Here is a 15,866-nt window from a genome sequence, read left to right on the forward strand (position 1 = left end):
GACACCCCTATCCCCCCAGGTGTTGACCCTGGCGCCTGCCCGCCCCCGCCCGGCCGGATCCACCGCGCGGCACGGCCGTACGCCCCGATATGCCTGCTGGGCACGGGTGTTGGGCGGCCCGCGGACGGTCAGGGGGGTGGTCCGTGTTCTCCGCACACGCCCCGGGCGCCTTCAATGACACGCACTGCCCAGGGCGCCGCCATCGGCGGCCCCGATGGCCGAAGAGACGGGTGGAGCATGACCGTTGCCGATGTCAGTGTCCGAGTGGCCGAACGAGAAGCGATCAAGGAGGCCGTGGAGCTGGGCCCTTCCCCGAGCGCGACCGAGGCACAGCACGCGCGGGGCAAGCTGACCGTGCGCGAGCGGCTGGACCTGCTGTTCGACCCGGGTACGTTCCGGGAGATCGAACAGCTGCGACGGCACCGGGCCTCCGGGTTCGGGCTGGAGGACCGCAGACCGCACACCGACGGGGTGGTGACCGGCTGGGGCAAGGTGGACGGCCGCAAGGTGTTCGTCTACGCGCACGACTTCCGGATCTTCGGCGGCTCGCTCGGCGAGGCCCACGCGCAGAAGATCCACAAGGTGATGGACCTCGCGCTGGCGTCGGGGCTGCCGCTCGTGTCGCTCAGCGACGGCGCCGGGGCCCGTATCCAGGAGGGCGTCACGGCGCTCGCCGGGTACGGCGGCATCTTCCGCCGCAACGTGGCCGCGTCCGGGGTGATCCCGCAGATCAGCGTGATGCTCGGGCCGTGCGCCGGCGGGGCGACGTACTCCCCCGCGCTGACGGACTACGTGTTCATGGTGCGGGACATCTCGCAGATGTACATCACCGGACCCGACGTGGTGCAGGCGGTGACCGGCGAGAAGATCACCCACAACGACCTCGGCGGCGCCCAGGTGCACTCCACGGTCTCCGGCGCGAGCACCTTCCTGTACGACACCGAGGAGGAGTGCCTCCAGGACGTACGCCACCTGCTGTCGCTGCTGCCGTCCAACAACCGCGAACTGCCGCCCTCCGTCCCCTGCGACGACCCGGCGGACCGGCGCGGCGAGGCACTGTCCCGGCTCGTACCGGCCGACCCCAACCGCTCGTACGACATGCGGACCGTGATCGAGGAGATCGTCGACGACTCCGATCTGTTCGAGGTCCACGCCAACTGGGCGACCAACATCATCTGCGGTCTGGCCCGCCTGGACGGCCACGTCGTCGGCATCGTCGCCAACCAGCCGGCCTCCCTCGCCGGAGTCCTCGACATCCACGCGGCGGAGAAGGCGGCCCGCTTCGTACAGACCTGCGACGCCTTCAGCATCCCGCTCGTCACCCTGGTCGACGTCCCCGGCTTCCTGCCGGGCAGCGACCAGGAGCACAGCGGGGTCATCCGCCACGGCGCGAAACTCCTCTACGCGTACTGCGCGGCCACCGTCCCCCGCGTGCAGGTGATCCTGCGCAAGGCGTACGGCGGCGCGTACATCGTCATGGACTCCCGCTCCATCGGCGCGGACCTGTCCTTCGCCTGGCCCACCAACGAGATCGCGGTCATGGGCGCGGAGGGCGCGGCCAACGTCGTCTTCCGCCGGGAGATCGCCGCCGCGGACGACCCCGAGGCGGCCCGCGCCCTGCGCGTCAAGCAGTACCGCCAGGAGCTGATGCACCCGTACTACGCCGCCGAGCGGGGCCTCGTCGACGACGTCATCGACCCGGCGACCACACGCCAGGTACTCGTCGACGCACTCGACGTCCTCCGGGCCAAACACGTGCCGCTGCCCGAACGCAAGCACGGCAACCCACCGTTCTGACATGAGCGAACGAGCCGAACCCCACCTGCGGGTCGAGCGCGGCACCCCGGACGCGACGGAACTGGCCGCCGTCCTCCTGGTGCTGCTCTCCGCGACGCGCCCCCGCGACCCTGACGAGCCCGCCCCGCCCCGGCCCCGGGCGGCCTGGGGCCCCGCACGCGGCTGGCGCCCGCCGGGCACCTGGACCGCCCCGTGAACCGACTGCGTAAGGACACCGACCACCGATGAACCCGACCACGACCGTGCGGGCCCCCAGCGCCTGGCTGCGCCGCTTCCACCCCTCCGACGAGGCGCCGGTACGCCTGTTCTGCTTCCCCCACGCGGGCGGCTCGGCCAGCTACTACTTCCCCGTCTCCCGCTCCCTGGCCCCCGCGGCGGACGTGGTGGCCGTCCAGTACCCGGGCCGCCAGGACCGCCGCGCCGAACCCTGCGTGGCCGACGTACGCGACCTGGCCGACCTGGTGACCGCCGAGATGCTGCCCTGGTGCGACCGCCCGGTGGCCCTGTTCGGCCACAGCCTGGGCGCGACCCTGGGCTTCGAGGTGGCCCTGCGCCTGGAGGCGGCGGGCATCACCCCCCTGACCCTGTTCGCCTCGGGCCGCCGGGCCCCGTCCCACCACCGGGAGAACGAAAAGGTCCACCTCGCCCCGGACGCCCAACTCCTGTCCACCATCCGCCGGATGAGCGGCACGGACCCGGCGGTCCTGGCCGACGAGGAACTGCTGCGCGCGGTCCTGCCGGCCATCCGCGGCGACTACCGGGCCGCCGAAACGTACCGCTACCACCCGGGCAAGGCCCTGACCTGCCCGATCACCGTCCTCAACGGCGACACCGACCCCGAGGTAACCCCCGAGGAGGCCACCGGCTGGACCACCCACACGGACGGCCCGTGCTCCTTCCGCACCTTCCCGGGCGGCCACTTCTACCTCAACGACCACGCGGCGGAAGTGATCGAGCTGATCCGCGAACGGATGCGGAGCGCGTAGCGGGCGAGCCGGAGGGCCCACGCAGGTGCCTGGGATGCCCGACGAGCGCCGACAGCGGTTGTTCAGCTCGTTGGGAGGCAGTCATTCCAGGCTGGGGCAGATGTCACGAGGGCGGGCAGCACCTCGCTCGGCAGTGAAAAGCCGGGCAAGGTGCTACCTGTCGGTGCGGCGAGTCGACTGTTTCCGCGGGCCTGGACCCGTGGGGCTGCCCGGTTCCCGGGTCAGCTGAGCCGAGTGGTGGCGTACGCCTCGATGGCATCGCGCTGGTAGGAGGCCAGGCCCGGTGCGATCGCCTCGTACGCGGCGCGCCAGGCGCCGTTGTCCACACAGGAGCGGCCGATGGCGCGGTATTCCTCGGCGGAGACGGTCCGCAGCTGGGTCAGGGCCCGGTACTGCGCGTCGATCTCGGCCTGTACCGGCTCGGCGTCGGCCGGGTGCTCGGCGGCCATCAGCTCCGCCAGCCGGATCATCTGTGCGGTGCGCTCGCGCTGGCCGGCCTCGATGTCCTGCGGGGTCATCACGGCGACCCGTCGGGCGACTTCCTCGGCGTGCTCGGGGAAGCCGTGCAGGCTCTCCTGGTACTGGGAGGGCTGGACGCCCTCGAATAGGTTCTCCGGTCGGTTGATGGCAGTCATGGGGTTGCCGTCCTTTCTGGACTGTTCCAGGTCGGCGATCGTGCGGGAGACGGTGCCCGCCAGGGCATCGAGCCGGTCCCGCTCGGCGAGCAGTCGCCGGTGGTGGCCGCGCAGGGCGTCCACCTCGTCGACCTGCTCGGCCAGGATCCGGCCGACGTCGGGGAGTCCTACGCCCAGCGCCCTCAGAACGAGGATCTGCTGCAGCCGCAGCAGCTGGTGCTCCTCGTAGTAGCGGTGGCCGTTGGCCCCGATCCGGGCGGGCGGCAGCAGGCCGACCTCGTCGTAGTGCCGCAGGGTCCGGGCGGTCACGCCCGACATCCGAGCGACCTCCGCGATGGGCCAGTCCATCGCTTCCTCCCTCACGATCGCGTTACCGGGCCGGCTTCTCCGGCCCTGCTCAGGACGGTAGAAGCTGCCGCAGCGGCAACCGCAACCCCGCGCCCGGGCTCAGCCGGCCTGGGCTCCATCCAATCGAGGCGTGCCGTACGTACTACGGCACAGCCGTTGAAGGAGGCAGTCACCCGATGACCGGGGCTGTATCGGGCCGGCTGGCCCGGCTGCCCGTCCGGACCGCACCGCGGCTCGGCTCGGCTCGGCTCGGCGAGGAAACAGACTCGTTCATCCGGCGTCTCGCCCGCGCCGACCAGGAGTCTCCCGAAGTGCTGGAACGCACGCTCGCGGACGCAAGTTCGCCCCGCAGACGCGCCAAGCCCAACCCCCGCTACCCAGGGCGGCTTAGCAGTGATAGCCATCCGGACACTCAGCGAGCAGTACGCCGAAGACCCAGAAGAAGAGGACCGGCACGCTGGACATCGCTCCCATGATGGCGAAGCGCCGACGAGCCTGCCGTCGGCGCCCGATGAGCGCCACCACGAATCCCACCGCGGGCGCGGCCACCGCACTACCCAGAGCAGCCAACCCGAAGGTCCTACCGAACTCCTCCCGCACCTCCGGAAAACCCAACGCGAGTGCGATGACGGGAGTCAGCAGGACGAGGGGAGCAGCCACCCACCACCACGACAACCCCGTGATCACCCGATCCACCCCAGAGGCCATCCGGCGATCAGGCGGCACATCGCCGGAGCGCGGGCCCGGACCGAAACCGAGGGACGACATTCCCGAATCATAGGCAGTCCTGCGGCCCAGCAGCACTCGTCGGCGGAGGTTGCACCGGGCCTTTGACACTCAACTTGATCCGCCGAGGTCACGCGGCACCTCAACGACTGAGTTCGCCGGCAAAGGACACGCGGTCACTACACCGCTCGTCCGTTCCGTTATTCAGCCGAGGTCTCGGTGATCTTCTTGGGGCGGTTCTTCCCAGACCCGGAATATCCCCGCTCGATGTCTTGCACAGTTCCGATCGAGACCCCCAGACTCTCGGCGATCTCCCGGTAGGTCACCTTCTGCGACCGCAGATGCAGCACGATTTTGCGGCGATGCTCCTTCAACCTCTTCGTGCGCTCGGTCTGATCTCTGAGCAGGCGACTGATGATTTGCGCCTTCTCCAGCGAGTCCTCCATCGACTCGACGGCGTCCAGGCCATCGAAGACACGCTGCACCTCCTCCCTCTCGACCGGCCCTTCACTCCCTGCGCCGCCGGTTCTCATCCGGCGGCCGGCTCCCGCGCTTCCCGGTCGGCCCTACGGCGTTGCGCTCCACTCAGCCCCTTGCCGATCTGCTGGGCGCGGGCTGCGGAGACGCCCCCGAGAAGCTGCCCGATTTCCTTCCACGTCCTGCCTTGTTCCTTCAGAGCGTTGACACGCTGCTGCCGCAGCTGCCGGAGCTTCACCTGGTAGCCGGGCCAGTCCTCCAACGCCCGCGACACGGCCACGGCGCAGGCCTCGTCGTCCTCGATGTCCCTGAATGCCGCGATGGCTTCCACCAGGCGTCTCACCTCCTGGGTCTGCTCAGGGTCATTCGACATTCCCGCGCTCCCTCCAGCGGCGCGGCCAACACGACCGTAAACCCCGGGCTTGACGCCAATTCAAGCCCGGGGTTTGACTTCGTTCGCGCGAGGCCGACGGTCCCGTAGCAACAAAACTGCCCCGGCCCGGAGTTCGCACCTCCGCACGGCCGGGGCCAGTCAGAACCCTGAGATCACCATGAGACCGACCATGCGCCATCCTTCCACCTCGGACCCCGCACCCGACAGGCGCCTCGTCAGCTGCCACCAGTCGCCGGGTTGTCCGCCCAGGGGCTGTCCACGACCTCGGCCCACAGCTCACCGAGGCGCACGGATCGGTGGTCCAGTGGTTTCCGCGCAGCTGCCACTCCTGCCCGAGGGACCAGGCGTGCCGATGACGTGCGACCGCTGCGGCGAGCCGATCGACGCCGGAGACGAGGAACGCCTAACGATCCACGGAGCCTCAGGAGCGGGCGGCACCCTCACCGTGCACGTGGCGTACTGCCTCCCACCGTGGTCACGCCCAGCTCCTACCCGCCGGCGCATGGCAGGGCGTACGGCCCAGGGCGCCGCCGAAGGCTGAGGCAAGCACGCGGCCCTCAACCATCGCGCAGGCGGCTGGTTGGTGCATCCGGATGAATCTCGTCCACGGCACGATCCAGATCTTTCGGAGTCCGACGGCCCGGGGATGTCGAGAACGTGCCACCGGCTCCGTCCCAGGAGCGTGAGCGGCCATCCCTGGCCGCACAAAGAAGGAAGAAGGAGAAGCCAGCATGGCGATTCAGCGGATGGACAACGTAGGCATCGTCGTCGAGGACCTGGACGCCGCCGTCGCGTTCTTCGTGGAGCTCGGTATGGAGCTGGAGGGCAAAACGACGGTGGAAGGCCTTGTCGCCGACCAGTGCACAGGACTCGACGGCGTCCGCTGCGACATCGCGATGGTCCGGACCCCGGACGGTCACAGCAAGCTCGAGCTGGCGAAGTACCGCACCCCCGCGGCGCTCAGCGACGGACCACGGAACCGGCCACACAACATCCTGGGCACGCACCGCGTCATGTTCGCCGTCGACGACATCGAGGACACCGTCGCTCGCCTGCGACCCCACGGCGCTGAACTCCTCGGCGAGATCGCCCGGTTCGAGGACATCTTTCTACTCTGCTACGTCCGCGGCCCGGAGGGCATCATCGTCGGGCTGGCCGAGCAACTGCGCTGAAGGGGAGACAAGCCTCCGCTCGCCAGCCGCTAGCTGTCCTCTTGGCAGCCCACCGAGGACGGCATGTCACGACACCGCTGATCCTGGTGGGACTGAACTTCCGCGCCACCGAAGACAATGACGCACATCAGAGTGGCCATGACGACTTGACTCACGACCGTCACCACGGCGCCCGCCCAGCCGGCTATCGCGGCTGCTGCCAGGGCAAGCACTCCGACTCCGCCGACAGCGGCCAGGTAGTTCCACCATGAATCGAACGCGACGGTCTTCGCCGAGTCGAGGTTGAACCCGGACAGGAACCAAAGCCCGACGATCACCCCCAGAGCGACCAACTCCGAGAACACCAGGCCGCACCCGACTCCGATGTCGACACCACGGTCCGCACGGCGCCGTCGTTTCGGGCCAGTGGTGGCATCGAAGGCCGGCGGGGCCACGGGCAGGTCCATACCCACCACCCTGCCCGTGCGTTCGGGGCCGGCGCATGAGTACGGCTACTCAGCCCCGCAGCAGGTGGATCCCGCGCATCACCCGGGCGCCCCGATGTCCACCGAACCCGAGTCGCGCCCCCGCTGCCCCGAGACCGGCCCCGCGCGGCACCCGCATCCAACTCCAGGACTTCACCACAGCGCCCGCCGCGCCCCCGGCGGCCCGGTCCGCCCCGACATCGATTGGCGAGCTTCTCCAGACTGAGATCGTCGGCGCCTCGGACCGGTGTGCCAGTCCGATGGACTGACCTCCCTCGGCTTCAGCCACACCGCACAGACGTAGCCACCAGATCAAGGGCCGCCGCGAGAGCGACAACCGATCCACTCCCCTCCAAGCATGATCCGCAAGTGTTAGCGCGCCTCGCCACCGTCGATGTGTGCGTAGCGGGCAGCCGTGAAGCACGTCGTCACGGCGTGAGGGATGATCTCCGGCATGACGAGTGGAGCGGCGGCAGGGGCGGCCTCGGGTGGCGACGAGGTCGACGCCTGGCACGCACGGCTGGGCTGGTCGTTCGGCCTCATAGCCGACGATCCTGCCGAGCGAGCGGCGGCACTCGCGCATCTGGACGGGGCCAGGAAAAACACCTGGGCCGCTCTCGACCGGTGGAACGAGCTATGGCATCTCACGAGGCCGCTGGGACCGCAGGAGCAGTATCAGGAGACAGCCTTCAGGCGGGCGCACGAGGTGTACCAGGACGTGCGTAGCCACTCTCTGCCCGACGGGCTGTGGGTGGGCGAGGGTAACTGCGGGCCGGGTCTGCCCTATGCGCTTCTCTTTCTGGAGTGGGAAGCGCGGTTTCCTCGCGAGTGGACCGAGCGTGCAAAGGCATGGAGCACGAAACAGTGGCTCATCCGCAGCATGGCTGTCGGCGACCACGATCAGCCGACCAGGGCGAAGCTCACCGACCTCGTCGAGATCGTCGTCCAGCGGGCCTACCGCTGCAAGGACCGCGAGTACGTTCGCGTCGCGCGAGCAGTCGACGGCGAGGATCTCCGCCACAGGCTCGGTAAGGCAGCCGCGTCGGACAATCCGTGGGCACGGCTTCATGCCGGCTACCTCCTCTGGCTTCTCGATCGTCCCGAGGTACCGAACACGCAGCACGTTTGGCGAACGTGGGTCTCGGAAGCATCCGGAAAGCAGCACGGCTCAGCCGACCCCTGTAGGTAGTTCAGAGCAGCCGCATACCCCCTTTCCGTACGCAACCCCGAAGCCCGCCCGGAGCCTCGGGGTCTACGCGCGCCAACCACCGCCCATGATCGCGCCGTTCACTCATGCGGGCTCGGATTACCGATAACGACGGTGCGGCCGGTGTTCTCGTAGCCGTCCGATCTGTCCGACGGACACCTCGGAGGAGGTTGCCGTCGACCACCGCCGTCACGACATACGGCAGAGGCCCTCAGGATTTCTCCTGAGGGCCTCTGGCCTGCTGTGCACTCGGCAGGATTCGAACCTGCAACCTTCTGATCCGTAGTCAGATGCTCTATCCGTTAAGCTACGAGTGCTTGTGCGTCCCGGGCTTTTTTCTGCCCCGTCGGCGTTGCGAGAACAACATTACATGACCTGCGCCGTGACGCGAAATCCATTAGCCGCACCGCTGCTGAGCTGCGAGATCACCGGTTCGAGACACCCCCCAGCGGGCCTGCCCGGACCCCGTCGCAGCCCCGCCCCGGCCCACTCCACGCAGGAACGACCGAAGCCCCGCGCCAGTGGCGCGGGGCTTCGGTGATCAAGCGGAGGCGGAGGGATTTGAACCCTCGATGGGCTTTAAGACCCAAACCGCATTAGCAGTGCGGCGCCATAGACCGGACTAGGCGACGCCTCCAGCACACCCGCGCGAGCGCGTTTGGTGTGTGCAGATGATGACACAGCTGAGCGCTGCGTCACCAATCGCCGCCTACGGTACTAGGCAGTCGGCCGCGAGGGCAAAGCGCCTGCGGTTGCGCAACGCCGTGGCGTGCGGAGCGTTAGTCATGGCGGGGCGCCCGCCCTTCGTCTTCTCTGCGTCGCCGGCCCGGCGCCGACGGCACGTACGACCACAGGAGTCCGCATGATGCGTCGTCTCGCCCTCACCGCCGTCGTGTCGCTGGCCGCGCTCGCCTCGGCCGCCCCCGGGGCCACGGCCGCGGCCGGTCCTCTTCCGCTGCCGCTTCCGTTGCCCCTCCTCCAGAACGACGACACGAGCACGCATCTCACGGTGGTCGTCGCGGGGTCGGGGAACCCGGAGGCCGACGGTACGTATGAGCTGGAGTGCGATCCGGCGCGCGGCAGCCACCCGGTGGCGCGGCAGGCCTGCGACCGGTTGGCGCAGCTGCCGGGTGAGAGCGCGGACCCGTTCGCACCCGTGTCACGGAACGCGATGTGCACGCAGCAGTTCGGCGGACCGGCCACCGCCCGGATCACCGGAACGTGGCAGGGGCGACCCGTCGACTCCACGTTCGAGCGGACCAACGGGTGCGAGATCGGGCGCTGGAACAGCCTGCGGCCGGTCCTCCCGAACGTCCAGTGAGCTGCGGCCGGTCCCGTTCCGGGGCGGGCTGGGTGGCACGTAATGGGCCAGAGTCGTACACCGAATGCACAGAACCTTGGTGAGAGCTCCCCCTCATCCGCCGCCCCTCGCCCCTCCCCAGCCTTTAGACTCCTTCAGTGACAGCCTGAGGCCCGAGGGGCAAGATGGGGCCCGCTGTCGGGCAAGGTGCAGTAATCAGGGAGGAAGCGTCGTCGTGAGCAGCAGGCCATCTCGAGGCGCTGCTCGCCTCGCAGCCATACTCGACGCCCTGCCGGACGGGCTCCTGCTCGTCAACTGCAACGGTACGGTCGTCAACGCCAACACCATCGCCCTCGAAATGTTCGAGACGCCGGGCACCGCGCTCGTCGGTCGCGGACTGCTCGATCTGCTGCCGGAGTTCGACTCCAAGCTGATCCCGGGGTCGATGCGGAGGCCGGAGGCTGCGGACGAGCGGGGCCGGACCAAGCCCACGCGGATGACCGCGCGGCGTACCGACGGCGTCGAGTACCCCGTCGAGGTGACCAGCGCCAGCCTGGAGGACGGGCAGGCGGCGTACACCGACGTCCAGAGCTCCTACGGCGGCAGCTATACGGGTGACGAGCTGCTGATGCTCGTCGTGCGCGACCTGTCGGGCACCGTCGACACCGAGGCCGAGCTGGCCCGGTCGCAGCGGCAGACCGAGATGATCCTGCGGGCCGCGGCCGAGGGTGTCGTCGGGACCGACACGGACGGCCGGGTCGTCCTGGTGAACCCCGCCGCCGCGCAGATCCTGGGCTTCCGCGCCAGCGACCTGGGCGGCCAGGAGCTGCATCCGCTGATCCTGCACACGCGCGGCGAGGGCGAGCCGTTCCCGTACGAGGAGTCGCCGCTGGCCGACACCCTCAAGTCGGGGCGCAAGCACCGGGTGCGCGGGCAGGTCCTGTGGTCCAAGAGCGGCGCACCGGTACCCGTCGACCTCACCACCGCGCCCGTACGGGACGGCGACCAGCTCGTCGGCGCCGTCATGACGTTCACCGACCGCCGGCCGTACGAGGAGCTCGACGAGCAGCGCAGGACCGAGGTCGCCGACCTGGTCGCGAGCCACACCGCGGAGCTCAAGGAACTCACCGAGCGGCACACCGCCGAGGTCACCGGGCTGACGGAACAGCACGCGGCCGAGCTCGCGGACCGCACCGAGCGGTACGCCTCCGAGCTGGAGGAGCAGGCCGAACGGCTGGCGGACCTCACCGCCCGGCACACCCAGCTGACCGCCGTGCTCGGCGAGTCGCTGCGCGGGCCCCTGCTGGAGCTGCGCGGCGAGCTGTCCACGCTCGCAGCCGACCCGGCCGGCCAGCTGTGGCCCGAGGCGAACCAGATCCTGCACCATCTGGCCGCGGGCTACGCGCGGATGACGACGCTCGTCGACAACGTGCTGAGCTACCAGCGCCTGGACGGCGGTTCCGAGGCGCTCGTCAAGACGAACGTGCTGCTCGACGGCGTGGTGACGGCCGGTATCGACGCCGCCGTCGAGCTGATCGGCCCGGGGCGCGCCCAGTTCGCCGTGCACGCGCCGCCGATCGAGGCCGAGGTCGACGCGGGACGGCTGGTGACCGCGCTGGCCCACCTGGTCGCGGACGTCGCCGGGGTCGACTCGACCGGTAAGGCCCGGCTGACGCCGGGTGGCGGCTACATCGACTCGACGGTCGTCGTGGCCGCGGCTCAGCGCGGTGATGTCGTACGGATCGAGGTGCGAGGGCCGTTCGCCGGGGGAGACCCTGTGCACGAACCGATCGTGCGCGGGATCGTGCGGGCGCACGGCGGTGTGCTCCAGACGCATGAGATGCCGGGGATGAGCGGCAGCGCGTACGTGCTCGAACTCCCGCTGGGCGCGGGTTCCGGGACCGTGATGCCGCCGATGGCCCCCCAGATCGATGTGGTTCCGCCGGTGCTCGCGGAGGCCGCCGCGCCGCCGTCGGTGCCGTCGGTGCCTGACGTTCCGGGCGCCCCGGGTGCCCCGGGTGATTCCGGCGCATCGCTCGATGTCGCGGTTCCCGAGGGCGGCAGGCGGGGGCGCCGGGCGCGCAGGTCCTCCACGGACGCGTTCCTGGAGACCTCCATGGGCGGCTCCGACGGCACGGGCGAGCTCGGGGCCGCTGCCGCGTCCCCAGTGACCGAGCCCGGGACTGCCGAGCCCGGGGCGGCCGAGCTCGGGACGGCCGAACCGACCGGGCGCCGGCGTGCGCGCCGCGCGGCGGAGGCGCACCCCGCCTCCGAGTCCGTCGAAGCACCGGCGAACGCGCCCGCGCCCGACGCTGCGGGCCCGCACGAGCAGGGCCCGGCCCCCCAGGGCGGAGGCTCCGGGCGCAGGCGCGGCAGGCCCAGCCCGGCGGAGACCGGTGACCGGGCCGGCGCAGGACAGCAAGGGCAGGGCCCGGGCCAGGCCCTCGCCCTGCCCGCCGCCGCGTCCCCCGCGCCTTCGGAGGGGTCCGTGGTGACGGCCGCCGAGGGTGCCCAGAGAGTCGGTGGTCGTCCGCAGCGCGGTCAGACCGTCCCGCCGCAGGGTGTTCCGGCCGAGGCGCCGACGCCGGTACCGGCGGGCGGGCACCGGGCGCACCGGGGCGGCGAGAACCAACTGGCCCTTCCGGCCGCCGGGAACGCCGGCACCACCACGGAAACCTCCGGTCCCACGGCCTTCCCCGGCCACAACGACACCCCTCGGGTGCACGAACAGCTGGCCCACGGCCAGGCTCCGGCTGCCGCGCCCGCGCAACAGCCGGCCGGTCGGCGCGCCCGTCGCGCCCTGTCGGCCGCCCAGGACCGGGCCGCCCAGGCCGACGCCGGTCCGCGCGTCCCCTTCGCGCTGCCGCCCGCGGACGCCGACCGGGTGCCGCCCGCCGCCGGTGAGGCGGACGCTTCGCTGCCCGGGCGCCATGACGCGGTGTCCGGCGCGCCGGAGGACGACCACACCCCGCCGCAGGCGCACCCGCTCCCGACCGGGCGACGCCGGGCCCGGCACGCCGATGCGCCCCGGCCTCCGCAGGAGGAGCAGGCCGCGCCGTTCGCCCTGCCCGGGCCGGGTGGTGGTCCGGTCGGCCCGTCCGACCAGCCCTCACCGCCCGTCCAGCCCGGCGGCTGGGGGATGGACGACACCTCCGGTCAGGGCCCCGCCGTCCCGGAGGGCCCCGAAGGCCCCGCCATTCCCGCTACCGGCATGACCACGCACACCACCGGTACGACCGCGGCCGGCAACGCCCGGGGCGCCGCTCCCGAGGGCGCCGACGGCCCGCCCGGTCCCGCGTCGGACCTGCCCGCCCCCGACGGCAGCCGGCCGCGGACGCTCTCGCCCGGTCCGGACGCGCGGCGGCAGCCGCTGCCCGCCGAGGCGCCGATGCCCGGCTCGCCGGACTCGACGCAGGGGCGCGCGTTCAGCGTGCGGACGCTGGGGCAGGGCGTGCCGTTCGCCCAGCACCTCGCGCACCAGCAGAACCAGACGCTCGGAGGCGCCGGAGGGGCCGGCCGGCGTCGCAAGCTCGCCGCACCACCGGAGGGCGACGACCGCGGCGAACGCGCCGCCCTGCCGCCTGCCGCCACCACCGCGCCCCCCGCCACCGCCCCGCAGCCGCCTGCCCCGCAGACCGGCCCCGGCGGCACGGCCGGTACCGGGCAGGGCCAGGCTTCGGGTCAGTTGCTCGCCGCCCCGGCGGCCGAAGGGCGCGCGTACGCCATAGGGGCGCCCGACGAAGGTGCCGCCGAGGGGCCGGAGCCGCTGGACGGGCCCGGCGGGGCCGTCGAGGTCGCCAACCGCCCGTCCCCGCAGCCCATCGACGACGAGCTGCCCCCGGAGCCGCTGGACAACCCGCGCCGGCTCCTCGTCTGGCCGGCCCCCGACGTCTCCACCCAGCAGGCCCTGAGCGACCGCGGCTACCGGCCGGTGATCGTGCATTCGCGCGAGGAGGTGGACGCGCAGATCGCGGCGTTCCCCGCCGCGCTCTTCGTGGACCCGCTGACCGGCCCCATCACCCGCAAGGCCCTGCAGTCGCTGCGCCAGGCGGCCGTGGCGGCCGAGGTGCCGGTCCTGGTGACCGCCGGTCTGGGGCAGGCGTCGCGGGAGGCGGCGTACGGTGCCGACCCGGCCGTGCTCCTGAAGGCCCTCGCCCCGCGCGACAGCGAACAGCATCCGCCCCGCGTCCTGCTGATCGAGGAGCACGAGGAGATCGCGCTCGCGCTGACGCAGACGCTGGAGCGGCGCGGCATGCAGGTCGCCTGCGCCGCGACGGACAGCGAGGCGGTCTCGCTCGCGACCCGGATGCGGCCGAACCTGGTGGTGATGGACCTGATGCAGGTACGCCGCCGCCGCGCCGGGATCGTCGACTGGCTGCGCGCCAACGGCCGGCTGAACCGCACCCCGCTGGTCGTCTACACCTCGGCCGACATGAACCGCTCCGAGCTGCCGAAGCTGAGCTCGGGCGAGACGGTCCTCTTCCTGGCCGAGCGCTCGACGAGCGACGAGGTGCAGGCCCGCATCGTCGACCTGCTCGCGAAGATCGGCACCAACTGACCGCCTCGCGGCGGGCCACGAAGACGGCGAGGGCGGTACGGGAGTGATCCCGTACCGCCCTCGCCGTTACCCCGCGCGGGGTTCAGAGCTGGGTGATGTCCAGCTCGCCCGCCGCGTACTGCTTGCGGATGACCTTCTTGTCGAACTTCCCGACGCTCGTCTTCGGTACGGACGCGATGACCGACCAGCGCTCCGGCAGCTGCCACTTGGCGATGCCCGACTCGGCGAGGAACGCCTTCAGCGCCTCGTAGTCGGCGGTGGCGCCCTCCTTGAGGACGACGGTCGCGAGCGGACGCTCGCCCCACTTGTCGTCCGGAACGGCCACGACCGCGGCCTCGGCCACATCCGGGTGCGCCATCAGCGCGTTCTCCAGCTCGACGCTGGAGATCCATTCACCACCGGACTTGATGACGTCCTTGGCCCGGTCCGTCAGCGTGAGGAAGCCGTCGGGGCTGATCACGCCGACGTCGCCGGTCTTCAGCCAGCCGTCCTCGCTGAACTTGTCCTCGGGCCGCAGCGCCTCGCCGTCGGCACCGCCGTAGTACGCACCGGCGATCCAGGCGCCGCGCACCTCCAGCTCACCGGCCGAATCGCCGTCCCACGGCAGGTGCTCGCCGGCCGGGCCGACCAGCCGCGCCTCGACACCGGCCGGGAAGCGGCCCTGCGTGATGCGGTACGGCCACTCCTGCTCCTCGGTCAGCCCGGCGGGCGGGTTGGCCATCGTGCCGAGCGGCGAGGTCTCCGTCATGCCCCAGGCGTGGCAGAGGCGGACGCCGAGCTTGTCGTACGCCTCCATGAGGGAGGGAGGGCAGGCGGCGCCGCCGATGGTGACGTTGGCCATCGACGTGAGGTCGCGGGGGTTGGCCGTGACCTCGGCCAGCAGCCCCTGCCAGATCGTGGGGACGGCGGCGGCGTGGCTCGGCCGCTCGCGCTCGATCATGTCCGCGAGCGGGGCGGGCTGCAGGAAGCGGTCGGGCATCAGCATGTTGACGCCCGACATGAACGTGGCGTGCGGCAGGCCCCAGGCGTTGACGTGGAACTGCGGAACGACCACCAGGGTGGTGTCCTTGTCCGTCAGGCCCATCGACTCGGACATGTTGACCTGCATGGAGTGCAGGTAGATCGAACGGTGGGAGTAGACGACGCCCTTGGGGTCCCCGGTGGTGCCGGAGGTGTAGCACATGGCGGCGGCCTGGCGTTCGTCCAGCTCGGGCCAGTCGTAGCTGGTGGGGCGGCCGGCGATCAGTTCCTCGTACTCGTGCACCCGCACCGCCGCGCCGTCCAGGACGGAACGGTCACCGGGGCCCGAGACGACCACGTGCTCCAGCGAGGTCAGCTGGGGGAGCAGCGGGGCGAGCAGCGGCAGCAGGGAACCGTTGACGAGCACGGCCTTGTCGTCGGCGTGCTTGACGATCCAGACCAGCTGCTCGGCCGGGAGCCGGAGATTGAGGGTGTGGAGCACGGCGCCCATCGACGGGATGGCGAGATACGCCTCCACGTGCTCGGCGTTGTTCCACATGAGGGTCGCGACCCTCTGGTCCCCGTCGATGCCGAGCTCGTCGTGCAGGGCGTGGGCGAGCTGGGTGGCCCGCCGGCCGATCTCGGCGAAGCTGCGCCGGTGCGGCTCGGGCTCTCCGGTCCAGGTCGTGACCTGCGACTTCCCGTGGATGGTCATCCCATGGGTCAGGATGCGGGTGACAGTCAGCGGTACGTCCTGCATGGTGCTGAGCACGGCGTCCTCCCGGTGGGCGCTACGCGGCAGTAAGGTTCCGCTGATTCTGCGCACATACCGCTCGGTATGT

General features: G+C 71.2%; 13 protein-coding genes and 2 tRNA genes. 7 read left to right on the forward strand and 8 right to left on the reverse strand.

The window, feature by feature from the left end:
* Positions 1 to 237: 237 nt before the first annotated feature.
* Genes ACFYPA_RS20335 through ACFYPA_RS20345 form a run of 3 tightly spaced genes read left to right on the forward strand, consistent with a single transcriptional unit; the run spans position 238 to position 2,783 of the window.
* On the forward strand, positions 238 to 1,797 hold the full coding sequence (locus tag ACFYPA_RS20335) for an acyl-CoA carboxylase subunit beta (protein ID WP_359082703.1): 1,560 nt from the start codon (positions 238 to 240) through the stop codon (positions 1,795 to 1,797).
* 1 nt (position 1,798) lies between these two features.
* Entirely contained in the window at positions 1,799 to 1,993 is a 195-nt protein-coding gene (locus tag ACFYPA_RS20340; protein WP_359082701.1) for an acyl-CoA carboxylase epsilon subunit, read from the forward strand.
* 28 nt (positions 1,994 to 2,021) lie between these two features.
* A complete protein-coding gene (locus ACFYPA_RS20345; protein WP_359313072.1) occupies positions 2,022 to 2,783 on the forward strand; it encodes an alpha/beta fold hydrolase in 762 nt (253 codons plus the stop codon).
* Between the two features lie 221 nt (positions 2,784 to 3,004).
* Here ACFYPA_RS20345 and ACFYPA_RS20350 read toward each other — a convergent pair whose 3' ends face one another.
* From ACFYPA_RS20350 to ACFYPA_RS20365, 4 genes are all read right to left on the reverse strand, one after another.
* Positions 3,005 to 3,766: a MerR family transcriptional regulator gene (locus ACFYPA_RS20350; RefSeq protein ID WP_359082699.1), complete on the reverse strand. Its 762-nt coding sequence runs from the start codon at positions 3,764 to 3,766 to the stop codon at positions 3,005 to 3,007.
* 387 nt (positions 3,767 to 4,153) lie between these two features.
* Positions 4,154 to 4,534, reverse strand: a complete 381-nt coding sequence (locus ACFYPA_RS20355) for a hypothetical protein (RefSeq protein ID WP_359082698.1) — start codon at positions 4,532 to 4,534, stop codon at positions 4,154 to 4,156.
* Positions 4,535 to 4,692: 158 nt separating this feature from the next.
* Positions 4,693 to 5,025 carry a helix-turn-helix domain-containing protein gene (locus ACFYPA_RS20360; RefSeq protein ID WP_389133330.1) on the reverse strand — a complete coding sequence of 111 codons (333 nt, stop codon included), beginning with the start codon at positions 5,023 to 5,025 and terminating at the stop codon, positions 4,693 to 4,695.
* The gene (locus ACFYPA_RS20365) at positions 5,022 to 5,342 is read right to left on the reverse strand and encodes a hypothetical protein (protein WP_389133333.1); all 321 of its coding nucleotides are present in this window, start codon (positions 5,340 to 5,342) and stop codon (positions 5,022 to 5,024) included. The genes ACFYPA_RS20360 and ACFYPA_RS20365 overlap by 4 nt, the downstream gene beginning before the upstream one ends.
* A gap of 752 nt (positions 5,343 to 6,094) precedes the next feature.
* On the opposite strand from ACFYPA_RS20365, the gene ACFYPA_RS20370 reads away from it, so the two are divergent.
* Positions 6,095 to 6,535, forward strand: coding sequence for a VOC family protein (locus ACFYPA_RS20370; protein ID WP_359082695.1), 441 nt, complete (start codon positions 6,095 to 6,097; stop codon positions 6,533 to 6,535).
* A gap of 29 nt (positions 6,536 to 6,564) precedes the next feature.
* On the opposite strand, the gene ACFYPA_RS20375 is transcribed toward ACFYPA_RS20370, so the two are convergent.
* Positions 6,565 to 6,981 carry a DUF6234 family protein gene (locus ACFYPA_RS20375; protein WP_389133336.1) on the reverse strand — a complete coding sequence of 139 codons (417 nt, stop codon included), beginning with the start codon at positions 6,979 to 6,981 and terminating at the stop codon, positions 6,565 to 6,567.
* Positions 6,982 to 7,453: 472 nt separating this feature from the next.
* Here ACFYPA_RS20375 and ACFYPA_RS20380 point away from each other — a divergent pair, with 472 nt between their 5' ends.
* Positions 7,454 to 8,188 (forward strand): hypothetical protein, encoded by a 735-nt coding sequence (locus ACFYPA_RS20380; protein WP_359313055.1) that lies wholly within the window; start codon positions 7,454 to 7,456, stop codon positions 8,186 to 8,188.
* 262 nt (positions 8,189 to 8,450) lie between these two features.
* On the opposite strand, the gene ACFYPA_RS20385 is transcribed toward ACFYPA_RS20380, so the two are convergent.
* Together ACFYPA_RS20385 and ACFYPA_RS20390 are read right to left on the reverse strand one after the other, a co-directional pair.
* Positions 8,451 to 8,523 (reverse strand) — tRNA-Arg (locus ACFYPA_RS20385).
* 229 nt (positions 8,524 to 8,752) lie between these two features.
* Positions 8,753 to 8,843: transfer RNA gene (locus tag ACFYPA_RS20390), tRNA-Ser, on the reverse strand.
* 225 nt (positions 8,844 to 9,068) lie between these two features.
* On the opposite strand from ACFYPA_RS20390, the gene ACFYPA_RS20395 reads away from it, so the two are divergent.
* A complete protein-coding gene (locus ACFYPA_RS20395; RefSeq protein ID WP_359082692.1) occupies positions 9,069 to 9,527 on the forward strand; it encodes an SSI family serine proteinase inhibitor in 459 nt (152 codons plus the stop codon).
* Between the two features lie 214 nt (positions 9,528 to 9,741).
* Positions 9,742 to 14,064 carry a PAS domain-containing protein gene (locus tag ACFYPA_RS20400; RefSeq protein ID WP_389133340.1) on the forward strand — a complete coding sequence of 1,441 codons (4,323 nt, stop codon included), beginning with the start codon at positions 9,742 to 9,744 and terminating at the stop codon, positions 14,062 to 14,064.
* Positions 14,065 to 14,146: 82 nt separating this feature from the next.
* Here ACFYPA_RS20400 and ACFYPA_RS20405 read toward each other — a convergent pair whose 3' ends face one another.
* Positions 14,147 to 15,796 carry a long-chain fatty acid--CoA ligase gene (locus ACFYPA_RS20405; protein ID WP_359082690.1) on the reverse strand — a complete coding sequence of 550 codons (1,650 nt, stop codon included), beginning with the start codon at positions 15,794 to 15,796 and terminating at the stop codon, positions 14,147 to 14,149.
* Positions 15,797 to 15,866: the final 70 nt, after the last annotated feature.

Source organism: Streptomyces sp. NPDC005775 (genome assembly GCF_042871565.1).
Taxonomy (GTDB): domain Bacteria; phylum Actinomycetota; class Actinomycetes; order Streptomycetales; family Streptomycetaceae; genus Streptomyces.